Raw genomic sequence first — 19,019 nt, 5'->3', positions numbered from 1 at the left:
TCTGTACCGGCCGCTCACGATCCCGGCGGAAGCCGGGTGAGGTCGTACGGTTCCGGCGGGCCGGCCGACCGGCCCATGTCGAGCCGGCCGAGCGGGTGGGCCTCACGCCACCGCCGTGTCCGCGCCGGGTGCCCTGCCCCTCGCGTACGCCGTCAGCTCGGCGGATGCGGCCGGTGCAGACGGTCGCCGCCCGCCAGGATCGCCGCGGCCAGGGCGTCCGCCGCATCCTGGGACGGCCCCCGCCGTCGGCCCTTGCGCAGGACGAAGTCGACATCGCCCAGCTCGGGCAGGTCCGCCCGGGCCGGCAGTCGGGTCAGACCGGGCGGAACCAGGCCGCGCGTGTGGGCCATGACGCCGAGCCCGGCGCGGGCCGCCGCGATGTTCGCGCTCAGGCTGCTGCTCGTACAGGCGATCCGCCACGCCCGCCCGTGCGCCTCCAGCGCTTCGAGGGCCCGGGCGCGGGTGATCCCGGGCGGCGGGAAGACGATCAGCGGAACAGGCCGGTCCGGGTCCAGACGCAGCCGAGGAGAACCGATCCAGATCAGCGAGTCCTGCCAGACCAGCTCGCCCCCGCTCTCCTCGGCGCGCCGCTTGGCGAGGATCAGATCCAGACGTCCCGCCTCGAGACGGGCGTTCAGCGTCCCCGAGAGCTCGACCGTCAGCTCCAGATCCACCTCGGGGTGCTCACGCCGGAACGACTCCAGGATCTCGGGCAGCCGGGTCACCACGAAGTCCTCCGATGCGCCGAACCGCAGCCGCCCACGCAGCCGGGTCCCGGTGAAGAAGGCCGAGGCCCGCTCATGGGCCTGAAGGATCGTCCGGGCGAAGCCGAGCATCGCCTCGCCGTCCTCCGTCAACTCGACGCTGTGGGTGTCCCGGGTGAAGAGCGGACGCCCGGTCGCCTCCTCCAGACGCCGTACGTGCTGGCTCACGGTCGACTGGCGCACACCGAGCCGCCGCGCCGCCTGCGTGAAGCTCAGCGTCTGCGCGACCGCGAGGAACGTCCGGAGCTGGGAGGGGTCGTACATCCGTCCACCGTAACCCGGTCATCGCGATTCGTGATGACAGTCAGAGCGCTGTACGGGATTCCCGATGTCCGTGCGAGGGAGCAGGATGGGGAGGGAACGACCCCGTCCGAAAGCAGTGGAGAACATGAGCCGCCGCACGACCCTCCTCCCGTCCTGGTTGCCGATCGACCCGTTCATCCTGGCGCTGCTCGGCACGGTCGGTCTCGCTGCCCTGTTGCCCGCCTCCGGCGCCGCCGCGACGGTCGCCAACGGGGCCTCGACGGCGGCCATAGCCGTGCTGTTCTTCCTCTACGGCGCCCGGCTCTCCACCCGCGAGGCGCTCGACGGAATCAAGCACTGGCGGCTCCAGCTCACGGTCCTCGCCTGCACCTTCCTCCTCTTCCCGCTCCTCGGACTCGCGGCGAAGGGACTGGTACCGGCCGTTCTCACACCCCCGCTCTACAGCGGCCTCCTCTTCCTCTGCCTGGTGCCCTCCACCATCCAGTCCTCGATCGCCTTCACCTCCATCGCGCGCGGCAACGTGCCCGCCGCGATCTGCGCGGGCTCCTTCTCCTCCCTCGCCGGGATCGTGCTGACCCCGCTGTTCGCCGCCGGCCTGATCGGGGGCGGCGTGGCAGGCTTCTCCGCCGACTCGCTGATGAAGATCGTGCTCCAGCTCCTCGTGCCCTTCCTGGCGGGCCAGCTGCTGCGCCGCTGGGTGGGCCCGTTCCTGGTCCGGAACAAGAAGGCGCTCGGTTACGTCGACCGGGGCTCGATCCTGCTCGTCGTGTACACGGCCTTCAGCCACGGCATGGTCGCCGGCATCTGGCACCAGGTCACCCCGGCGCGGCTCGGACTCCTCCTCGCCGTCGAGGCCGTGCTGCTCGCGCTGATGCTCACGCTGAGCTGGTACGGGGCGAAGCGACTGGGCTTCGACCGGGGGGACCGGATCGCCATCCAGTTCGCCGGCTCGAAGAAGAGCCTGGCAGCGGGCCTGCCGATGGCGAGCGTGCTGTTCGGGCCGCAGGCGTCGCTCGCCGTGCTGCCCCTGATGCTCTTCCACCAGATGCAGCTGATGGTCTGCGCGGTCCTCGCCAGGCGCCGCGCCCGGGACGTGGAACAGGACGAGGCTTCGACCGCGGAGCCGGCGCCCGACGACGCGAGGACGCCGGAGGCGGCCGCGGCGAGGGGCTGAGGCCGTCGCCGACAGGGCCCCACGTTGGCGGGATCACATCCCCACCCCCGCCGCCAAGATCAACCGGCCCGCTACCGTGCTCCCATGCCCGCACTCGATCCCGGCCGCACCGCGCTCGTCCTCGTCGACCTGATGGAACGCATCGTCGCGCTGCCCCTCGCACCCCGCCCCGGAACCGACGTCGTCGCCGCGGCCGCCCGGCTCGCCTCCACGTTCCGGGCCGCCGGCGCGCCCGTCGTCCACATCAGGGTCGAGCGCCCCAACGTCGAGACCCAGCCGCCCGGCAGCGAGCTGGTCCCCTCCCTCGTCCAGGCGGGCGACCATGTCGTGGTCAAGCGGACGATCGGCGGCTTCCAGGGCACCGGGCTCCACGAACTGCTCGCCGAGCACGCGATCACCACCGTCGTCTTCGGCGGCATCGCCACCAACCTGGGCGTCGAATCCACGGCCCGCGCCGCCTGCGACCTCGGCTACGAATGCGTCTTCGCCGAGGACGCCATGGCCGCCCTCACCGCGGACGAGCACCACGCCTCGGTGACACTCGACTTCCCGCGCCTCGGCACGGTCGCCCCCGTCTCCGCGATCACCCTGGAGGGAGCCGCGTGACGCCCGTCCCGATACGTTACGGCGCCCGCCCCTGTTCCCTCGTCGTCTGCCGGGGCTGCTGCTGCGGCGACGCCCGCAAGAACCCCGGCATCGACCACCTCGGCCAGCTCGCCCGGCTCCGCAGCGCCGCGGCGGACTCCGGCGGCCGGCTGGCGGTCCGTACGAGCGACTGTCTCGGCCCGTGCGCGCAGGCCAACGTCGTCGTGGTCCAGCCCTCCACGGAGGGCCGCCGTCGCGGCGGCCGGGCCGCCTGGATCGGCTTCACCGTGGACGACGACTGCCTCGACGACATCCTGGCCTGGACGGCGGCGGGCGGCCCGGGCATCGCCGACCCCCCGCCCACCCTGGCCCTCCAGATGATCGACCCCCCGGCCGAGACGAACAGCCGCCGCGCCCGCTAGGCACCTCGGCCGCGAGTGGGGTCGCCTCGTCGTCGAGGTACCGCGGCAGCGCCGCGGAGATCTGTTGCGTCATCAGTTCCCCCTCTCCGGTGCGCAGTTACACCACAAGGAGGGGGTGCTCACTCGTCCCCCGGTCGTTCGGCGCGAATGCCGGGGGAGGGCGCGGGGCCGGCCGGCGCAGGGGGCGCTCCCCGCCGGCCGGTGGCCCGACCCGTGTGGCGGACGGGCCCCGGGGTCAGCCGTGGGAGGCCGCGGCCCCGAGGGCGATCCGGTGCTCGCCCGCGTACACGTTCATGTCCGGCCCGCGCAGGAAGCCCACCAGCGTCAGGCCCGTCTCGACCGCCAGGTCCACGGCGAGCGAGGACGGCGCCGAGACCGCCGCGAGCACCGGGATGCCCGCCATCACCGCCTTCTGCGCCAGCTCGAACGATGCCCGGCCCGAGACGAGCAGGACCGACCGGTCCAGCGGCAGCCGCCCGTCGGTCAGGGCGCGCCCCACCAGCTTGTCCACCGCGTTGTGGCGGCCCACGTCCTCCCGTACGTCGAGCAGCTCACCGTCCTCCGAGAACAGCGCCGCCGCATGCAGGCCCCCGGTCCGGTCGAAGACCCGCTGGGCCGCGCGCAGCCGGTCGGGGAGGCGGGCCAGGAGCTCCGGGGCCAGCCGGACCGGGGGAGTGTCGGCGATCGGGAAGCGGGCCGTGGTCCGTACGGCGTCCAGGCTGGCCTTGCCGCACAGCCCGCACGACGAGGTCGTGTACACGTTCCGCTCCAGGGTGATGTCCGGGACGGGGACACCGGGCGCCAGCTGCACATCCACCACGTTGTACGTGTTCGTGCCGTCGTCCTTGGCGCCCGCGCAGTACACGATGTTCCGTACGTCCGACGCGGCGCCGAGCACCCCCTCGCTGACCAGGAACCCGGCCGCGAGCGCGAAGTCGTCGCCGGGCGTGCGCATCGTGATCGCGAGCGGCTTGCCGTTCAGCCGGATCTCCAGCGGCTCCTCGGCCACCAGTGTGTCCGGGCGCTCGTTCACGGCCTCGCCGCGGATCCGCAGGACCCGTCGTCGCTCGGTCACCCGTCCCATGATCGCTACACCCGATTCTGTACGTGCTGGAAGCCGAAGCGGCCCTTGATGCAGAGGTTGCCGTGGGTCACCGGGTTGTCGTGCGGGGAGGTGACCTTGACGATCTCATTGTCCTGCACGTGCAGCGTGAGGTTGCAGCCCACTCCGCAGTACGCGCACACCGTCGTCGTCTCCGTCTGCGCCTCCTCGTCCCAGGAGCCGTCCGCGCGCATGTCGAACTCCCGCTTGAAGCTCAGCGCGCCCGTCGGGCAGACCTCGATGCAGTTGCCGCAGTACACGCACGCGGACTCGGTGAGCGGCCCGTCGTGCTCGACGGCGATCCGGGCGTCGAAGCCGCGGCCCGTGACGGAGATCGCGAACGAGTTCTGCCACTGGTCGCCGCAGGCGTCGACGCACTTGTAGCAGAGGATGCACTTGTCGTAGTCGCGGACGTACAGGTCGTTGTCGATCCGCGGCTCCTCGCCGAGCCGGCGGGCCTCCGGGCCGAAGCGGTCGGGCTCCGCCCCGTACTCCTTGATCCACTCGGCGGCGCGCGGGGTGGTGGAGAGATCCACCGAGGAGGCGAGCAGCTCCAGGACCACCTTCCGGCTGTGCCGGGTGCGCTCGGTGTCGGTACGGACGACCATCCCGGGCTCGGCCTGACGCGAGCACGCCGGGATGAGGGTCCTGGCGCCCTCGACCTCGACCACACAGACCCGACACGCGTTCTTCGGCGTGAGCGTGTCGCCGTGGCACAGGGTCGGCACGTCCTTCCCGGCCGCACGGCAGGCGTCGAGGATGGTTCCGCCCTCGGGGACGCGCACGGGCGCGTCGTCGAGCGTGAACTCCAGAAGACGGCGGGGCGGGGCGAGGGGAACCGTGGTCACTTGTAGACCCCCAGACGATCGATGGCGGACTCGACGGCGTTCCACGCGGTCTGGCCGAGACCGCAGATCGAGGCGTCGCGCAGGGCCTGCCCGACCTCGCGCAGCAGAGCGATGTCACCGGCCGCCGCCTCGCCCGTGCGGTCCTGGATGCGGTGCAGCGCCTCCTCCTGGCGGACCGTGCCGACCCGGCAGGGCACGCACTGGCCGCAGGACTCGTCGCGGAAGAACTCGGCGATGCGCAGCAGGATCCGCGGCAGGTCCACGGACTCGTCGAGGACGAGGACGACACCGGATCCGAGGGTCGTGCCGGCGGCCCGGGTGCCCTCGAAGGTGAGTGGGATGTCCAGCTCGTCCGGGCGGACGAAGCCGCCCGCCGCCCCGCCGAGCAGCACCGCGCGCAGCGTGTCCGGCCGCCCGGCGAGATCGAGCAGCTCGCCGAGGGTCGCCCCGAACGGGAGCTCGTACACGCCGGGGCGGCCGACGTCGCCCGAGACGCAGAACAGCTTGGTCTCGGTGGAGCGGAACGCCTCGGCGCCCTGGGTGAGGATCGGCAGCACGTTGACGAGCGTCTCGACGTTGTTCGCCGCCGTCGGCTTGCCGAACAGCCCTTTCTCGACGGGGAAGGGCGGCTTGGAGCGGGGCTCGCCCCGGTACCCCTCGATGGAGTTGAAGAGGGCCGTCTCCTCACCGCAGATGTACGCTCCGGCGCCGCGCCGCATCTCGATGTCGAAGGCGAAGCCGCTGCCGAGGATGTCGTCGCCGAGGAGCCCGCGGGCACGCGCCTCGTCGATCGCTTGCGCGAGCCTCTCGTACGCGCGGGGGTACTCGCCCCGGATGTAGAGGTAGCCCTGGTGGGAGCCGACGGCGTACCCGGCCACGGTCATCGCCTCGACGAGCGCGTACGGATCGCCCTCCATGACCACGCGGTCCTTGAAGGTGCCCGGCTCGGACTCGTCGGCGTTGCACACGACGTAGTGGGGGGAGTCGGGCTGCGAGGCCGTGGCCTGCCACTTCCGCCCGGTCGGGAACGCGGCCCCTCCTCGTCCGACGAGCCCGGACTCGGTGACCTCGCGGATCACCCCGGCGGGCCCGAGCGCGAACGCCCGCCGCAGCGCGGCGTATCCGCCGTGCGCCCGGTAGTCGTCCACGCTGCCCGGATCGACGACCCCGACCCGGCCGAGGAGCGTGAGCCCGGGATGCCCGGCCTGTGGAACGGCCATGACGGCGGGTGCCTCGGGCGAGGCGGCGTCGGGGTTCCGTGCGGCCCGGGCGAGTTCGCCTGCCGTCGCCGGGGCGACGACGACGGAGAGACGGGTGCGGTGCGCGGGCGCAGGGGAGGCGGGCCCGTCGCCCCGGGTCGTGCCTCCCGGGGCGACGGAGTTCCGGGTGCCGCTGGTCGTCGTCGCGCCCGGGCCTGTCGGCTCCTGGCCGCTGAGCGCGCCGAGCAGCGAGGTGCCGGGGCCGGCGGGTGACGACGGACCGGGGGAGGGCCCTGACGGGCCGGGGGGTGACGCCGACGGACCGGGCGCAGGCCCCGAAGGACCCAGGGCGGGCCCCGATGTCCCGGGCGCGGGCCTCGACGTCCCGCCGGTCCCGGCGCCTGCCGCGTTCACCCCAGCCCGTACCAGCAGCGCCGCCGGCGCTCGTTCGCACAGGCCCAGACACGGGCTCGGTTCGAAGGCGACGCCCTCGGCCGTCAGGCCCTCCGTCACCGCCGCCGATCCCCGGGCCGCGCACGTGAGGTCCGTGCAGACGTGGAGGACCTGCGCCGGGCGGGGGCGTACCGCGAACATCGAGTAGAACGTCGCCACCCCGTACGCCTCCGCCGGCGGCACCGTCAGCCGGCGGCACAGATAGTCGAGGCCGCCCTCGCTGATCCACCCCACCCGGTCGTTGAGCGCATGCAGCCCCGGCAGCAGCAGGTCACGGCGTTCCCGGGCCTCCCGGCCGCCCCGCGCCCACCGCAGATCCGCCGCCGTACGGTCGTCCGCGCCCTCCCATGCCGACTCCGGCGGGCCGAGGACCGCGTCGACCGCCTCCCGCTCGTCGTCCGTCGGCTTGCCGTCACCGAAGCGCAGATCCATCGTCCGCCACCCTCTCGATCCGTATCGCCGACGCCTTGAACTCCGCCGTTCCCGCGATCGGGCAGTTCGCCTCGATCGTCAGCTGGTTGGTGTCGACCTCGTCCGGAAAGTGCATCGTCATGAACGCGAGCCCGGGCCGCAGCGCGGGATCCACCCACACCGGCGCCACCACCGACCCCCGCCGCGACGTCACCCGCACCCGCTGGCCCACCGCGACCCCGTACCGCTCCGCGTCCTCCGGGCACAGCTCCACGAACTCGCCGCGTCGCAGCGGTGAGGCGAAACTCCCGCTCTGCACACCGGTGTTGTACGAGTCCAGCCGTCGGCCGGTCGTGAGCCGGATCGGATACTCCTCGTCCGTGAGATCGACCGGAGGATCGTGCCGGACGATTCCGAACGGCGCCCGCCTGCCCAGAAGTTCCGGATCCGTCTGCCACAACCTGCCGTGCAGGAAGGACGGTTCGATTCGCTCCGGGTCCGGGCACGGCCACTGGATGCCCTGATGCTCCTCCAGGCGGTCGTACGTCATGCCCCAGTGGTCCGGCGACAGCGCCCGCAGTTCGTTCCAGACGGCCTCCGCGTCCGCGTACTTCCACTCCTCGTGGCCGAGCCGGCGCGCGAGCTCGCAGATGATGTCGATGTCCTCGCGGGCCTCACCCGGTGGCAGCACCGCCCGGCGGACCCGCTGCACCCGACGCTCGCTGTTGGTGGTGGTGCCCTCCGTCTCGCACCACGCCGCCGTCGCCGGAAGCACCACGTCCGCGAACTCGGCCGTCCTGGTGAGGAAGATGTCCTGCACCACCAGGCAGTCCAGCTTGGCGAGCCGCTCCATCGCCTGCCCGCTGTCCGCCTCCGACTGCGCCGGGTTCTCGCCGATGCAGTACACGGCCCGCAGCTCGCCGCTCTCCATCGCCTCGAACATCTCGGTCAGCGTCCGCCCGTACCGCGGCTGGATGCCCACGCCCCAGAAGGACTCGAACTTCTCCCGCACCCCCGCGTCGAGGATGTCCTGGAAGCCGGGCAGCCGGTTGGGGATCGCGCCCATGTCCCCGCCGCCCTGCACGTTGTTCTGCCCGCGCAGCGGCTGCACCCCGGATCCGTATCGCCCCACGTGCCCGGTCAGCAGCGCCAGGTTGATCAGCGCGCGGACGTTGTCGGTGCCGTTGTGGTGTTCGGTGATGCCGAGCGTCCAGCACAGCTGCGCCCGCTCCGCGCGGGCGAAGGCGTGGGCCAACTCCCTTATCGCGGCGGCCGGTACGCCGGTCACCTTCGACGCCGCCGTCAGCGTCCACGGCTCGACCAGGGCCCGGTACTCCTCGAAGCCGCTCGTCGCGCGCTCCACGAACGCCCGGTTGTACAGGCCCTCGTGGATGATCTCGCGGCCGATGGCATGCGCGAGCGGGATGTCGGTGCCGACGTCGAGCCCGAGCCAGCTCTCGGCCCACTCGGCGGTCGAGGTGCGGCGCGGATCGACCGCGTACATCCGCGCCCCGTTCCGTATCCCCTTCAGCACGTGCTGGAAGAAGATCGGGTGCGCGAAGCGGGCGTTGGAGCCCCACATCACGATCACGTCGGTGTGCTCGATCTCCTCGTACGAGGACGTGCCGCCGCCCGAGCCGAAGACCGCCGAGAGGCCGGCGACGCTCGGCGCGTGACAGGTCCGGTTGCAGGAGTCGACGTCGTTGGTGCCCATCACCACCCGCGCGAACTTCTGCGCCACGTAGTTCATCTCGTTGGTCGCGCGGGCGCAGGAGAACATCCCGAACGCGCCCCGGGCCGCCCGGAATCCGGCCGTCGCCCGTTCCAGCGCCTCGTCCCAGCTCGCCGGTCGCAGCGGCCCGCCCTTCTCGTCCCGTACGAGCGGACGGGTGAGCCGGGTGTACGTCTTCGGGGCGCGGTCCCTCCCCCAGCCTTCGGCCGGGGGTACCCCCATCCTCGTGTTCGTCATGCGGTGCTCCTGGGCTGGGTCATGCCGTGCTCCTGGACTGGGTCGCGAGCAGATCCGACAGGGCGTGGACGGTACGGAGCGTCGGCACCGGTACGTCGGTGACGGCCGCGAGCTCCACCACGGCCGCGAGGAGCACGTCCAGCTCCAACGGCTTGCCCCGCTCCAGGTCCTGGAGGGTGGAGGTGCGGTGGTCGCCGACCCGTTCCGCCCCGGCGAGGCGCCGCTCGACGGAGATGTCGGGGCGGCAGCCGAGGGCCGCGGCGACGGCCAGGGTCTCGTGCATCATCAGCTCGATCACCTGCCGCGTACCGCCGTGCAGACACATCTCGCGCATCGTCGCCCGGGCGAGCGCGCTGATGGGGTTGAAGGAGATGTTGCCGAGCAGCTTGATCCAGATGTCGTCGCGCAGCTCCGACTCGACCGGGCACTTCAGGCCCCCGGCGCGCATCGCCTCGGCGAACACCTCGCAGCGCTTGGACGACGAGCGGTCGGGCTCGCCGATGGAGAACCGGGTGCCCTCCAGGTGGCGGACGACCCCGGGGCCGCTGAGCTCGGTCGCGGCGTAGACGACGCAGCCGATGGCCCGCTCGGGGGAGAGGACGGCCGAGACCGCGCCACCCGGGTCGACGCTCTCGACACGATGGCCGTCGTGCGGGCCGCCGTGCCGGTGGAAGTACCACCAGGGGATGCCGTTCTGGGCGGCGACGACCGCCGTGGTGTCGTGCAGGAGCGGCGCGATGAGCGGCCCGCACGCCGCGTACGCGTTGGCCTTGAGGCCCAGGAAGACGTAGTCGACGGGGCCGACATCGGTCGGGTCGTCGGTGGCGTGCACCCGGGCGGTGAGATTGCCGCGCGGGCTCTCGACCCGTACGCCGTGCTGCCTCATGGCCGCGAGATGCGGTCCACGGGCGATCAGATGGACATCGGCGCCGGCGCGGTCGAGCGCGGCTCCGACGTAGGCGCCGATCGCACCGGCGCCGAGGACTGCGACCTTCACGTGCGGGTCTCCGTTCGGTTGAGGGAACCGCGAGGGACCAGGCGGGAGTTCACTGTGTCGACGAAATATTGTCTACAGTATGGAAGGAGGGTCGACAAGGGGTCGCGGAACGCCCCGTTGTCCCCGTTGTCACGGTCTCCCAACACCTACGGGCGAATCTTGGTGGTTTACGTGCCTGGTTACCGATCAGTCGCTGGCAAGACTGGGTGGTTCCTGCTTCCGCTTCACCACGCGCCACACTGAACCCAAGGGGGTCCCGGGCATGACGGGCACTCGTATCGCCGCGCTCGGGCACTACCAGCCCGCCAAGGTGCTCACCAACGGCGACCTGGCCGCCCTCGTCGACACCAGCGACGAATGGATCAGCAGTCGGGTCGGGATCAGGACGCGTCACATGGCCGGCCCGGACGAGCCGGTCGACGAACTCGCCGCGCACGCCGCCGGCAAGGCCCTCGCCGCCGCCGGTCTCGGCCCCGCCGACATCGACCTGGTCCTCGTCGCCACCTCCACGGCGATCGACCGCTCGCCCAACACCGCGGCCCGCGTCGCCGCCCGGCTCGGGATGGGCTCGCCCGCCACCATGGACCTCAACGTGGTCTGCGCCGGCTTCACCCACGCCCTCGCCACCGCCGACCACGCGATCCGGGCGGGTGGCGCGCGGCGCGCGCTGGTCATCGGCGCCGACAAGATGACCGAGGTCACGGACTGGACAGACCGCACGACCTGCGTCCTCGTCGGCGACGGCGCGGGCGCGGCGGTCGTCGAGGCGGTCGCGGAGGGCGAAGAGCCCTGCATCGGTCCCGTCCTGTGGGGCTCGGTCCCGGAGATGGGCAACGCCGTGCGCATCGAGGGCACCCCGCCGCGCTTCGCGCAGGAGGGCCAGTCCGTCTACCGCTGGGCCACCCAGCGGCTCCCCGCCCTCGCCCGCCAGGCCTGCGAGCGTTCGGGCCTCGCGCCGGAGGACCTCGCGGGCGTCGTGCTGCACCAGGCCAACCTGCGGATCATCGAGCCGCTCGCCGCGAAGATCGGCGCGGTCAACGCGGTCGTCGCCCGCGATGTCATCGAGTCCGGGAACACCTCGGCCGCCTCGATCCCGCTGGCCCTCGCGAAGCTGGTCGAGCGGGGCGAACTCCCGTCCGGCGCGCCGACCCTGCTCTTCGGCTTCGGCGGCAACCTCTCGTACGCGGGGCAGGTCGTGCGGGTGCCGTGACCGGACGTGGGAGCGTTTCGGCCGAGATCGCGACGGCCCGCACGGCTGGACATCGGCGCCGGTAGACTGTAGACGATAGCCAATCCGCGTTGATCGCTCACGGCGAATCGAGGGGGCCGCGATGTTGTCCGCAGGACTGCCGCAAGGAGCCGTGCCCAGGCTGGAGCGGCCCGGGCCGCTGCGCGACCGGGTCTACGAGGCGCTGCTCGAACTGATCACCACCCGCGCCCTGCGCCCCGGCCAGCACCTGGTCGAGAGCGAGCTCGCCGGACATCTCGGTGTCTCCCGGCAGCCGGTGCGCGAGGCGCTCCAGCGTCTGAACACCGAGGGCTGGGTGGACCTGCGTCCCGCGCAGGGGGCCTTCGTCCACGAGCCCACCGACGAGGAGGCCGACCAGCTCCTCTCCGTCCGTACGCTCCTGGAGGCCGAAGCCGCCCGGCTCGCCGCGGCGAACTCGGGCTCGGCCGGCATCGCCGCGCTGGAAGAGCTGTGCGAACGGGGCGAGCAGGCGGTCGCGGACGACGACGTCGACCTCGCCGTGGCCACCAACGCGGCCTTCCACGCCAAGGTCATGGAACTGGCCGGAAACCTGGTCCTGTCCGAGCTGGCGGGCCAGGTGGACCGCAGGGTCCGCTGGTACTACACGCCCGTCGCCCGGCAGCGCGGCAAGCAGTCCTGGAAGGAACACCGGGAGCTGATCGACGCGATCGCCGCCCGCGACGAGGCCCGCGCGACCACCATCATGCGCGCCCACACGGAACACACCCGCGCGACCTACCGCGAACACAGCCAGGGCTGAGCGGACCGGGCGGGCCGGCCGCCGACCGGGCGGGCCGGCCGCCGACCGGGCGGTCCGGCCGCCGGGCGGTGGAGGGCCGACGCCTTTCTCGCGCACCGTTCCCCGTTCGGCGCTCCCCGTTCCCCGTTCGGCGGAGCCCGGTGGCGAGGGGGCCCGGGCCGCCCTAGCTTCGATCGCGTCGAGGGACAGTTCCGGCCGTACGCGGAAACCGTCCGCGCCCGCCCCTCGCGTGATCTGGAGGATCGCCATGCGCGCGATACGTGTCGCTTCCGCGACCCTGCTCGCCACCACCGTCGTCGCCCTCGCCGCGCCGGCGGCCCTGGCCGACGAAGGTACCGGCGGCGGTATCACGTCGTTCGGCTTCTCCGTCTCGCCCTCGACGGTCGCCCCCGGCGGCACGGTCACGCTGAAGTCCGACAGTTGCGAGGTCCCGTCCGTCACCGTCTCGTCCGGTGTCTTCGAGACCGTCACCCTCGACGAGGGCAACGCGGGCACCGCCACCGTCGACGTCGAGGCGGAGGTCGGCGCCGAGTACCAGGTGACCTTCGACTGCAAGGGCGAGAAGGGCACCGCACCCCTCGTCATCGTCGGCGCCCCCACCGACCATCACGCGGGCGGCGACTCCACCGGCGGTCAGTCCGCGGGCGGCTACGAGACGGGCGCCCTGTCCGCGGGCGGTTACGAGACGGGCGCCCTGTCCATGGGCGGCTACGAGACGGGCGCCCAGGACACCGGTATGCACAAGGGCGTCAAGGCAGGCTTCGGCGGCGGCGCCGGGGAGTTCGGCACCGCCGAGGTCGTCGCGGGCACCGCGCTGATCGCGGGCGCGCTCGGCGGCGCCGGGGTGCTGCTGACGCGCCGTCGCCGCGCCGACGGCCGCGCCTGACGCCGGGGCGAGGGGACCCGATACGGCTCCTCCGGCCCGGGGTGACGAGGTCCGGGGCGGAGGAGCGCCCACGCGTACACGAGGAGAGCGGATCGTGCAGGGGTCGAGCGGGCCGAACGGAACGTCCAGACGCGGCGCATGGGGCGTCGTGGCCGTCGTCCTGCTGGTCGGGATCCACCTCGTGCAGACCGGTACGGAGGAATGGCGGGCCGGAGGCCCCCCGCAGCCGGTCGCCGCCGCGGCCCCGGACCGTGCGGTCGCCGCCGCGGCCCCGGACCGTGCGAGCGGCGTCGCGGCCCCGGAGCGCGACACCGCCCCCGGCCCGCTGCCCGCCTCCCGCCCCCTTCGCGTCCGTGTCCCGGCCGTCCGTATCGACGCCCCCGTCACGGAGGTCGGCCGTGACGCCGAGGGACGGATCGACACCCCGCCCGCGTACGAGAGGAACCTCGCCGGCTGGTACACCGGCGCCGTCACCCCCGGCGAGCGGGGCACCGCCGTCGTCGTCGGTCATGTCGACACCCCGGACGGGCGGGCCGTCTTCTACGACCTCGGCGCGCTGGACAAGGGTCACCGCGTCGAGATCGCCCGCAAGGACGGCAGGACGGCGGTCTTCTCCGTCTACGGCGTCGAGCTCGTCCCGAAGGAGGGCTTCCCGGCCGAGCGGGTCTACAAGGGGGGCACCCTTTCCGAGCTGCGCCTCATCACCTGCGGGGGAGACTTCTCGCGGCAGCGGGGCTACGCGGGCAACGTCGTCGTCTCCGCCCGCCTGGTCGCCGTGCGCTGAACCGGCGCGCCACCCCGAAGCCCCCCGGCTTTGTCCTCGTTCAGGAAAAAGTCTGCTCGGATTCCTGCGCGACTTCTTCCCACCCCGGGACACCGCTGCTACGTTCCCCTCGAAAGCACGACGGAGAGCCCGCCACACGGCACCAGGGGAGGGGCGCGTGAGACGCATGACGGCACGACCTGCCAACGCGCACCAGGCGCGTCTGCTCCGGCTGTTGCGCGACGGAGGACCCAACTCCCGTGCACAGCTGGGCGATCAGATCGACCTCTCCCGCTCCAAGCTCGCCGTCGAGGTCGACCGGCTCCTGGAGACCGGTCTCGTCGTCGCGGACGGTCTCGCCGCCTCCCGCGGCGGACGCCGTTCGCACAACATCCGGCTCGCCCCCGAACTCCGCTTCCTCGGCATCGACATCGGCGCCACCTCCGTCGATGTGGCCGTCACCAACGCCGAGTTGGAGGTGCTCGGGCATCTCAACCACCCGATGGACGTCCGCGAAGGACCCGTCGCCGTCTTCGAGCAGGCCCTGTCGATGGCGGCCAAACTCCGCGCCTCCGGGCTCGCCGAAGGCTTCGACGGGGCCGGCATCGGCGTCCCCGGCCCGGTCCGCTTCCCCGAGGGCATCCCGGTCGCACCGCCGATCATGCCCGGCTGGGACGGCTTCCCCGTACGGGAGGCACTCAGTCAGGAACTCGGCTGCCCGGTCATGGTCGACAACGACGTGAACCTGATGGCCATGGGGGAGCAGCACGCGGGCGTCGCCCGCTCGGTCGGCGACTTCCTCTGCGTCAAGATCGGTACGGGTATCGGCTGCGGCATCGTCGTCGGCGGTGACGTCTACCGCGGTACCACGGGCAGCGCCGGCGACATCGGACACATCCAGGTGGAACCGGACGGCCGCGCCTGCGCGTGCGGCAACAAGGGCTGCCTGGAAGCCCACTTCAGCGGCGCCGCCCTCGCCCGCGACGCCGAGGACGCGGCGCGCGCGGGCAGATCGGACGAGCTCGCCGGACGCCTCGCGGCGGCCGGCCGGCTCACGGCGATCGACGTCGCCGCGGCGGCCGCCGCGGGCGACGCCACCGCCCTCGCGCTCATCCGCGAGGGCGGCAACCGGGTCGGGCAGGTCATCGCCGGACTCGTCAGCTTCTTCAATCCCGGTCTGGTGGTGATCGGCGGCGGGGTCACCGGCCTCGGTCACAACCTCCTTGCCAGTGTCCGCACCCAGGTCTACCGGCAGTCCCTGCCGCTGGCCACCGGCAACCTCCCCATCGTGCTCGGCGAGTTGGGCCCCACCGCCGGCGTCATCGGCGCGGCCCGCCTCATCAGCGACCACCTCTTCTCCCCGGCGTAACCCCGCCCGCGGGTGTTCACGGGCATCCATTCCCCGGCACGGAACGGATGCGCACACACCACCCGCCGGCCCCGTCCGCCGGAAACACCTCAGCACCCACTCGCTCAGGCGCAGCCCGCACCCGCCGAGGGGATCCCACCCATGCCGCAAGAGTCGCCACCGCACGCACCCCTGCTCACCATGTCCGCCATCACCAAGTCCTTCCCCGGCGTCCGCGCCCTCGACGGCGTCGACCTCGAAGTCGCCCCCGGAGAGGTCCACTGCCTCCTCGGCCAGAACGGCGCCGGCAAGTCCACCCTCATCAAGGTCCTCGCCGGCGCCCACCAACCCGACGGCGGCCGGATCACCTGGCTCGGCGAGCCCGTCCAGCTCCGTTCCCCGATCGCCGCCATGCGGCTCGGCATCGCCACCATCTACCAGGAACTCGACCTCGTCGAAGGGCTGTCCGTCGCCGAGAACGTCCACCTCGGCCACGAACCCACCACCGCCGGCTTCGTCGTCCGCGGCCGCGAGGCCAGGACGTCCACGGCCGCACTCCTCAAGCGACTCGGCCATCCCGAGATCGACCCGGCCCGCCTCGTCGGCGACCTGTCCGCCGCCCAGCAGCAGATCGTCTCGATGGCCCGCGCCCTCTCCCACGACGTCCGTCTCATCGTCATGGACGAGCCGTCGGCCGCCCTCGACCCCGACGAGGTCGACAACCTCTTCCGCATCGTCACCGACCTCACCTCGGCCGGCGTCGCGGTCGTCTACATCTCCCACCGCCTGGAGGAGATCCGCCGCATAGGCGACCGGGTCACCGTCCTCAAGGACGGCCGGGCCGTGGCCGGAGGGCTGCCCGCGGCCTCCACACCCACCCGAGACATCGTTGCCATGATGACCGGTCGGAATGTCGAGTACGTCTTTCCGCCCCGCCCCGCCGAGCCGCCGGCCGCCGCACCCGTCCTCCAGGTCCACGGACTCGCCAGGGAAGGCGAGTTCGACCCCGTCGACCTCGAACTGCGGCCCGGCGAGATCGTCGGCCTCGCCGGACTCGTGGGATCGGGCCGCTCCGAGATCCTGGAGACGATCTACGGCGCCCGGAAGGCCACCGCCGGACGGGTCGTCGTCGACGGCCACACCCTGCGCCCCGGCAGCGTCCGCGACGCCGTCCGCGCCGGTCTCGGCCTCGCTCCCGAGGAGCGCAAGGCCCAGGGGCTGCTGATGCTGGAGTCCGTCACCCGCAATGTGTCGGTCTCCACCCTCGCCCGCTTCTCGCGCGCCGGCTGGATCGACCGCGACGCCGAACGCGAAGCCGCCCGGACGGCCACCCGGGAGCTGTCGCTGCGCCCCGACAACCCCGACGCCCGGATCCGCACCCTCTCCGGCGGGAACCAGCAGAAGGCCGTCCTCGCACGGTGGCTGCTGCGCGGCTGCCGCGTCCTGCTGCTCGACGAACCGACCCGCGGCGTCGACGTCGGAGCTCGCGCCGAGCTCTACGCCGTCATCCGCCGTCTCGCCGACGACGGCCTCGCCGTCCTGCTCGTGTCGAGCGAGGTGCCCGAGGTCCTGGGCCTCGCCGACCGTGTCCTGGTGCTCAAGGAGGGCCGGGTCGTCCACACGGCGCCCGCCCGTGAGCTCGACGAACACCGCGTACTCGACCTCGTGATGGAAGGGAGCCCCACGTCATGACGCTGTCCACCGCCAAGAGCACCAAGGCGCCTGTGCAAGGGGGTGGTTGGCGCTCGCTCGGGCTGAAGGCCGACGTCCGCAACCTCTCCCTGCTCGGGGTGCTCGCCGCCCTGATCGCCGTGGGCGGCTTCACCAAGCCCGACGAGTTCCTCAGCCCCTCCAACCTCCAACTCGTCCTCACCCAGGCGTCCGTCATCGGCGTCGTCACCGTGGGCATGACCTTCGTCATCACCAGCGGCGGCATCGACCTCTCCGTCGGCGCGATCGTCGCCCTCGCCTCCGTCTGGGCGACCACGCTCGCCACCCAGGAGTACGGCTTCGCGGGCATCCTCTTCACGGCCGTCGTCGTCGGGCTCGGCTGCGGCCTGGTGAACGGCCTGCTCATCGCGTACGGCGGGATGGTGCCGTTCATCGCCACGCTCGCCATGCTCGCCTCCGCCCGAGGACTCGCCCTCCAGATCACCGACGGCCGGACCCAGATCGTCACCATCGACTCCGTCCTCGACCTCGGCATCCCCGACGCCTACATCCTGGGCATCCCGCCGCTCGTCCTCGTCTTCGCCGCCGTCACCGTCGTGGGCTGGCTGATCCTCAACCGGACCACCTTCGGCCGCCGCACGGTCGCCGTCGGCGGCAACGCGGAAGCCGCCCGCCTCGCCGGCATCGACGTACGCCGCCAGCGCCTCTACCTCTATCTGCTCTCCGGACTGTGCTGCGGCATCGCGGCGTTCCTGCTGATCATCCTGTCCGGCTCGGGCCAGAACACCAACGGCAACCTGTACGAACTCGACGCCATCGCCGCCGCGATCATCGGCGGAACCCTGCTCTCCGGCGGCCGCGGCACCATCGTCGGCTCCGTCCTCGGCGTCCTGGTCTTCACCACGATCACCAACATCTTCGCGCTCAACAACCTGCAGAGCGACGTCCAGCAGATCGCCAAGGGCGCGATCATCGTCGCCGCCGTCCTCGTACAGCGCCGCACCGCCCGCCACGGCGAGGCCTGACCCCCTACCCCCGCACCGCCCCGTACCTCCCTCACCCCCGAAGGGATCCATCGCCATGCCAGAAACCAGCCGCAGAGGACTGCTGTTCGGCACCGCGGCCGTCTCCGCCGGAGCGCTGCTCACCGCCTGCACCAGCAACGAGCCCAAGAACCAGGCTCCGGCCGCGAGCAACGTCCCGGCCGCCGACGACAAGCCCGGCACCCCCGTCACCATCGGCTTCGCCGGCCCGCAGGCCGACCACGGCTGGCTCAACGCCATCAACCAGAACGCCAAGGAGCGCGCGAAGAAGTACTCCGAGGTCACGCTGGAGATCACCGAGGGCTCCAACGACACCGCCATCCAGATCGGCCAGATCCAGACCCTCATCAACAAGAAGGTCGACGTCCTGGTCATCCTGCCCGCCGACGGCAAGGCGCTCACCCAGGTCGGCCTCCAGGCGATGAAGGCCGGCATCCCCGTCATCAACCTGGACCGCATCTTCGCCTCCCCGCAGGCCTACCGCTGCTGGATCGGCGGCGACAACTACGGCATGGGCCTCAACGCCGGCCGCTACATCGGCGAGCAGCTGAAGGACAAGCCCAACGCCACGGTCATCGAACTCGCCGGCATGGACAGCCTGGAACTGACCAAGCAGCGCACCCAGGGCTTCGACGACGCCCTGAAGAACTACCCCAACATCCGCAAGGCGGCCCGCCAGGCCGCCGACTTCACCGTCGAGTCCGGGCAGGCCAAGATGGCCCAACTCCTCCAGGCCCAGCCGAAGTTCGACGCCCTGTGGAACCACGACGACGACCAGGGAGTGGGCGCGCTGCGCGCCATCGCCCAGGCAGGCCGCAAGGACTTCCTGATGGTCGGCGGCGCCGGCGCCAAGTCCGCCATGGACGCCATCAAGGCCGACGACAGCGTCCTCAAGGCCACCGTCCTCTACCCGCCGACCATGGCCGCCTCCGCCATCGACCTGGCCCGCGCCCTCGGCCAGAAGAAGGGCGTCGGCGGGATGGCGGAGCTGGAGATCCCGGCCTCGATCACCCTCTACTCGGCCGTCGTGACCAAGGAGAACGTCGACGAGTACCTGCCGACCGGCTTCAGCTGACCGGCCCCCGGCCGCCCCCACCGCGCAACCGACGAG

The 19,019-nt window shown here is 72.3% G+C and carries 17 protein-coding genes; 11 read left to right on the top strand and 6 right to left on the bottom strand.

Features of this window, described 5'->3' with window-relative positions; genetic code table 11:
- Window positions 1-152: 152 nt before the first annotated feature.
- On the bottom strand, window positions 153-1,028 hold the full coding sequence (locus tag ACFQ7Q_RS11755) for a LysR substrate-binding domain-containing protein (RefSeq protein ID WP_383552724.1): 876 nt from the start codon (window positions 1,026-1,028) through the stop codon (window positions 153-155).
- A gap of 124 nt (window positions 1,029-1,152) precedes the next feature.
- On the opposite strand from ACFQ7Q_RS11755, the gene ACFQ7Q_RS11750 reads away from it, so the two are divergent.
- The 3 genes from ACFQ7Q_RS11750 to ACFQ7Q_RS11740 all read left to right on the top strand — a co-directional run bounded on the left by ACFQ7Q_RS11750 (window position 1,153) and on the right by ACFQ7Q_RS11740 (window position 3,209).
- On the top strand, window positions 1,153-2,202 hold the full coding sequence (locus ACFQ7Q_RS11750; RefSeq protein WP_383552721.1) for a bile acid:sodium symporter family protein: 1,050 nt from the start codon (window positions 1,153-1,155) through the stop codon (window positions 2,200-2,202).
- Between the two features lie 84 nt (window positions 2,203-2,286).
- On the top strand, window positions 2,287-2,808 hold the full coding sequence (locus ACFQ7Q_RS11745; RefSeq protein WP_383552718.1) for an isochorismatase family protein: 522 nt from the start codon (window positions 2,287-2,289) through the stop codon (window positions 2,806-2,808).
- Window positions 2,805-3,209 (top strand): (2Fe-2S) ferredoxin domain-containing protein, encoded by a 405-nt coding sequence (locus ACFQ7Q_RS11740; protein ID WP_383552716.1) that lies wholly within the window; start codon window positions 2,805-2,807, stop codon window positions 3,207-3,209. Before ACFQ7Q_RS11745 ends, ACFQ7Q_RS11740 begins: the two co-directional genes overlap by 4 nt.
- A gap of 235 nt (window positions 3,210-3,444) precedes the next feature.
- Here the strand turns inward: ACFQ7Q_RS11740 and fdhD are convergent, their stop codons facing one another.
- From fdhD to ACFQ7Q_RS11715, 5 genes are read right to left on the bottom strand one after another with little or no spacing between them, the layout of a single operon-like run.
- Window positions 3,445-4,293 (bottom strand): formate dehydrogenase accessory sulfurtransferase FdhD, encoded by an 849-nt coding sequence (fdhD, locus tag ACFQ7Q_RS11735; RefSeq protein WP_383552713.1) that lies wholly within the window; start codon window positions 4,291-4,293, stop codon window positions 3,445-3,447.
- 5 nt (window positions 4,294-4,298) lie between these two features.
- Window positions 4,299-5,159, bottom strand: coding sequence for a 2Fe-2S iron-sulfur cluster-binding protein (locus ACFQ7Q_RS11730; protein WP_383552710.1), 861 nt, complete (start codon window positions 5,157-5,159; stop codon window positions 4,299-4,301).
- Entirely contained in the window at window positions 5,156-7,243 is a 2,088-nt protein-coding gene (locus ACFQ7Q_RS11725; RefSeq protein ID WP_383552708.1) for an NADH-ubiquinone oxidoreductase-F iron-sulfur binding region domain-containing protein, read from the bottom strand. The genes ACFQ7Q_RS11730 and ACFQ7Q_RS11725 overlap by 4 nt, the downstream gene beginning before the upstream one ends.
- Window positions 7,224-9,191, bottom strand: coding sequence for a molybdopterin oxidoreductase family protein (locus ACFQ7Q_RS11720; protein ID WP_383552706.1), 1,968 nt, complete (start codon window positions 9,189-9,191; stop codon window positions 7,224-7,226). Before ACFQ7Q_RS11720 ends, ACFQ7Q_RS11725 begins: the two co-directional genes overlap by 20 nt.
- 19 nt (window positions 9,192-9,210) lie before the next feature.
- Entirely contained in the window at window positions 9,211-10,188 is a 978-nt protein-coding gene (locus ACFQ7Q_RS11715; RefSeq protein ID WP_383552703.1) for a 2-dehydropantoate 2-reductase, read from the bottom strand.
- Window positions 10,189-10,450: 262 nt separating this feature from the next.
- Here ACFQ7Q_RS11715 and ACFQ7Q_RS11710 point away from each other — a divergent pair, with 262 nt between their 5' ends.
- From ACFQ7Q_RS11710 to ACFQ7Q_RS11675, 8 genes are all read left to right on the top strand, one after another.
- On the top strand, window positions 10,451-11,398 hold the full coding sequence (locus tag ACFQ7Q_RS11710) for a beta-ketoacyl-ACP synthase 3 (protein WP_383552700.1): 948 nt from the start codon (window positions 10,451-10,453) through the stop codon (window positions 11,396-11,398).
- Between the two features lie 121 nt (window positions 11,399-11,519).
- Window positions 11,520-12,197, top strand: coding sequence for a GntR family transcriptional regulator (locus ACFQ7Q_RS11705; protein ID WP_383552698.1), 678 nt, complete (start codon window positions 11,520-11,522; stop codon window positions 12,195-12,197).
- Window positions 12,198-12,444: 247 nt separating this feature from the next.
- Entirely contained in the window at window positions 12,445-13,083 is a 639-nt protein-coding gene (locus ACFQ7Q_RS11700) for a hypothetical protein (RefSeq protein WP_383552695.1), read from the top strand.
- Window positions 13,084-13,177: 94 nt separating this feature from the next.
- On the top strand, window positions 13,178-13,867 hold the full coding sequence (locus tag ACFQ7Q_RS11695) for a class F sortase (RefSeq protein ID WP_383552692.1): 690 nt from the start codon (window positions 13,178-13,180) through the stop codon (window positions 13,865-13,867).
- 166 nt (window positions 13,868-14,033) lie between these two features.
- Window positions 14,034-15,215, top strand: coding sequence for an ROK family protein (locus ACFQ7Q_RS11690; protein WP_383552689.1), 1,182 nt, complete (start codon window positions 14,034-14,036; stop codon window positions 15,213-15,215).
- Window positions 15,216-15,356: 141 nt separating this feature from the next.
- Window positions 15,357-16,886 (top strand): sugar ABC transporter ATP-binding protein, encoded by a 1,530-nt coding sequence (locus tag ACFQ7Q_RS11685; RefSeq protein WP_383552687.1) that lies wholly within the window; start codon window positions 15,357-15,359, stop codon window positions 16,884-16,886.
- Window positions 16,883-17,890 (top strand): ABC transporter permease, encoded by a 1,008-nt coding sequence (locus ACFQ7Q_RS11680; protein ID WP_383552685.1) that lies wholly within the window; start codon window positions 16,883-16,885, stop codon window positions 17,888-17,890. Before ACFQ7Q_RS11685 ends, ACFQ7Q_RS11680 begins: the two co-directional genes overlap by 4 nt.
- A 55-nt stretch (window positions 17,891-17,945) precedes the next feature.
- Complete coding sequence (locus ACFQ7Q_RS11675) at window positions 17,946-18,983, top strand: substrate-binding domain-containing protein (RefSeq protein ID WP_383552682.1); 1,038 nt, start codon at window positions 17,946-17,948, stop codon at window positions 18,981-18,983.
- Window positions 18,984-19,019: the final 36 nt, after the last annotated feature.

Source organism: Streptomyces sp. NPDC056527 (assembly GCF_042794475.1).
In the GTDB taxonomy this organism is placed as follows: Bacteria; Actinomycetota; Actinomycetes; order Streptomycetales; family Streptomycetaceae; genus Streptomyces.
Note: the sequence above shows the minus strand (reverse complement) of the source record. Positions and strands in the feature narration are given on the sequence as shown.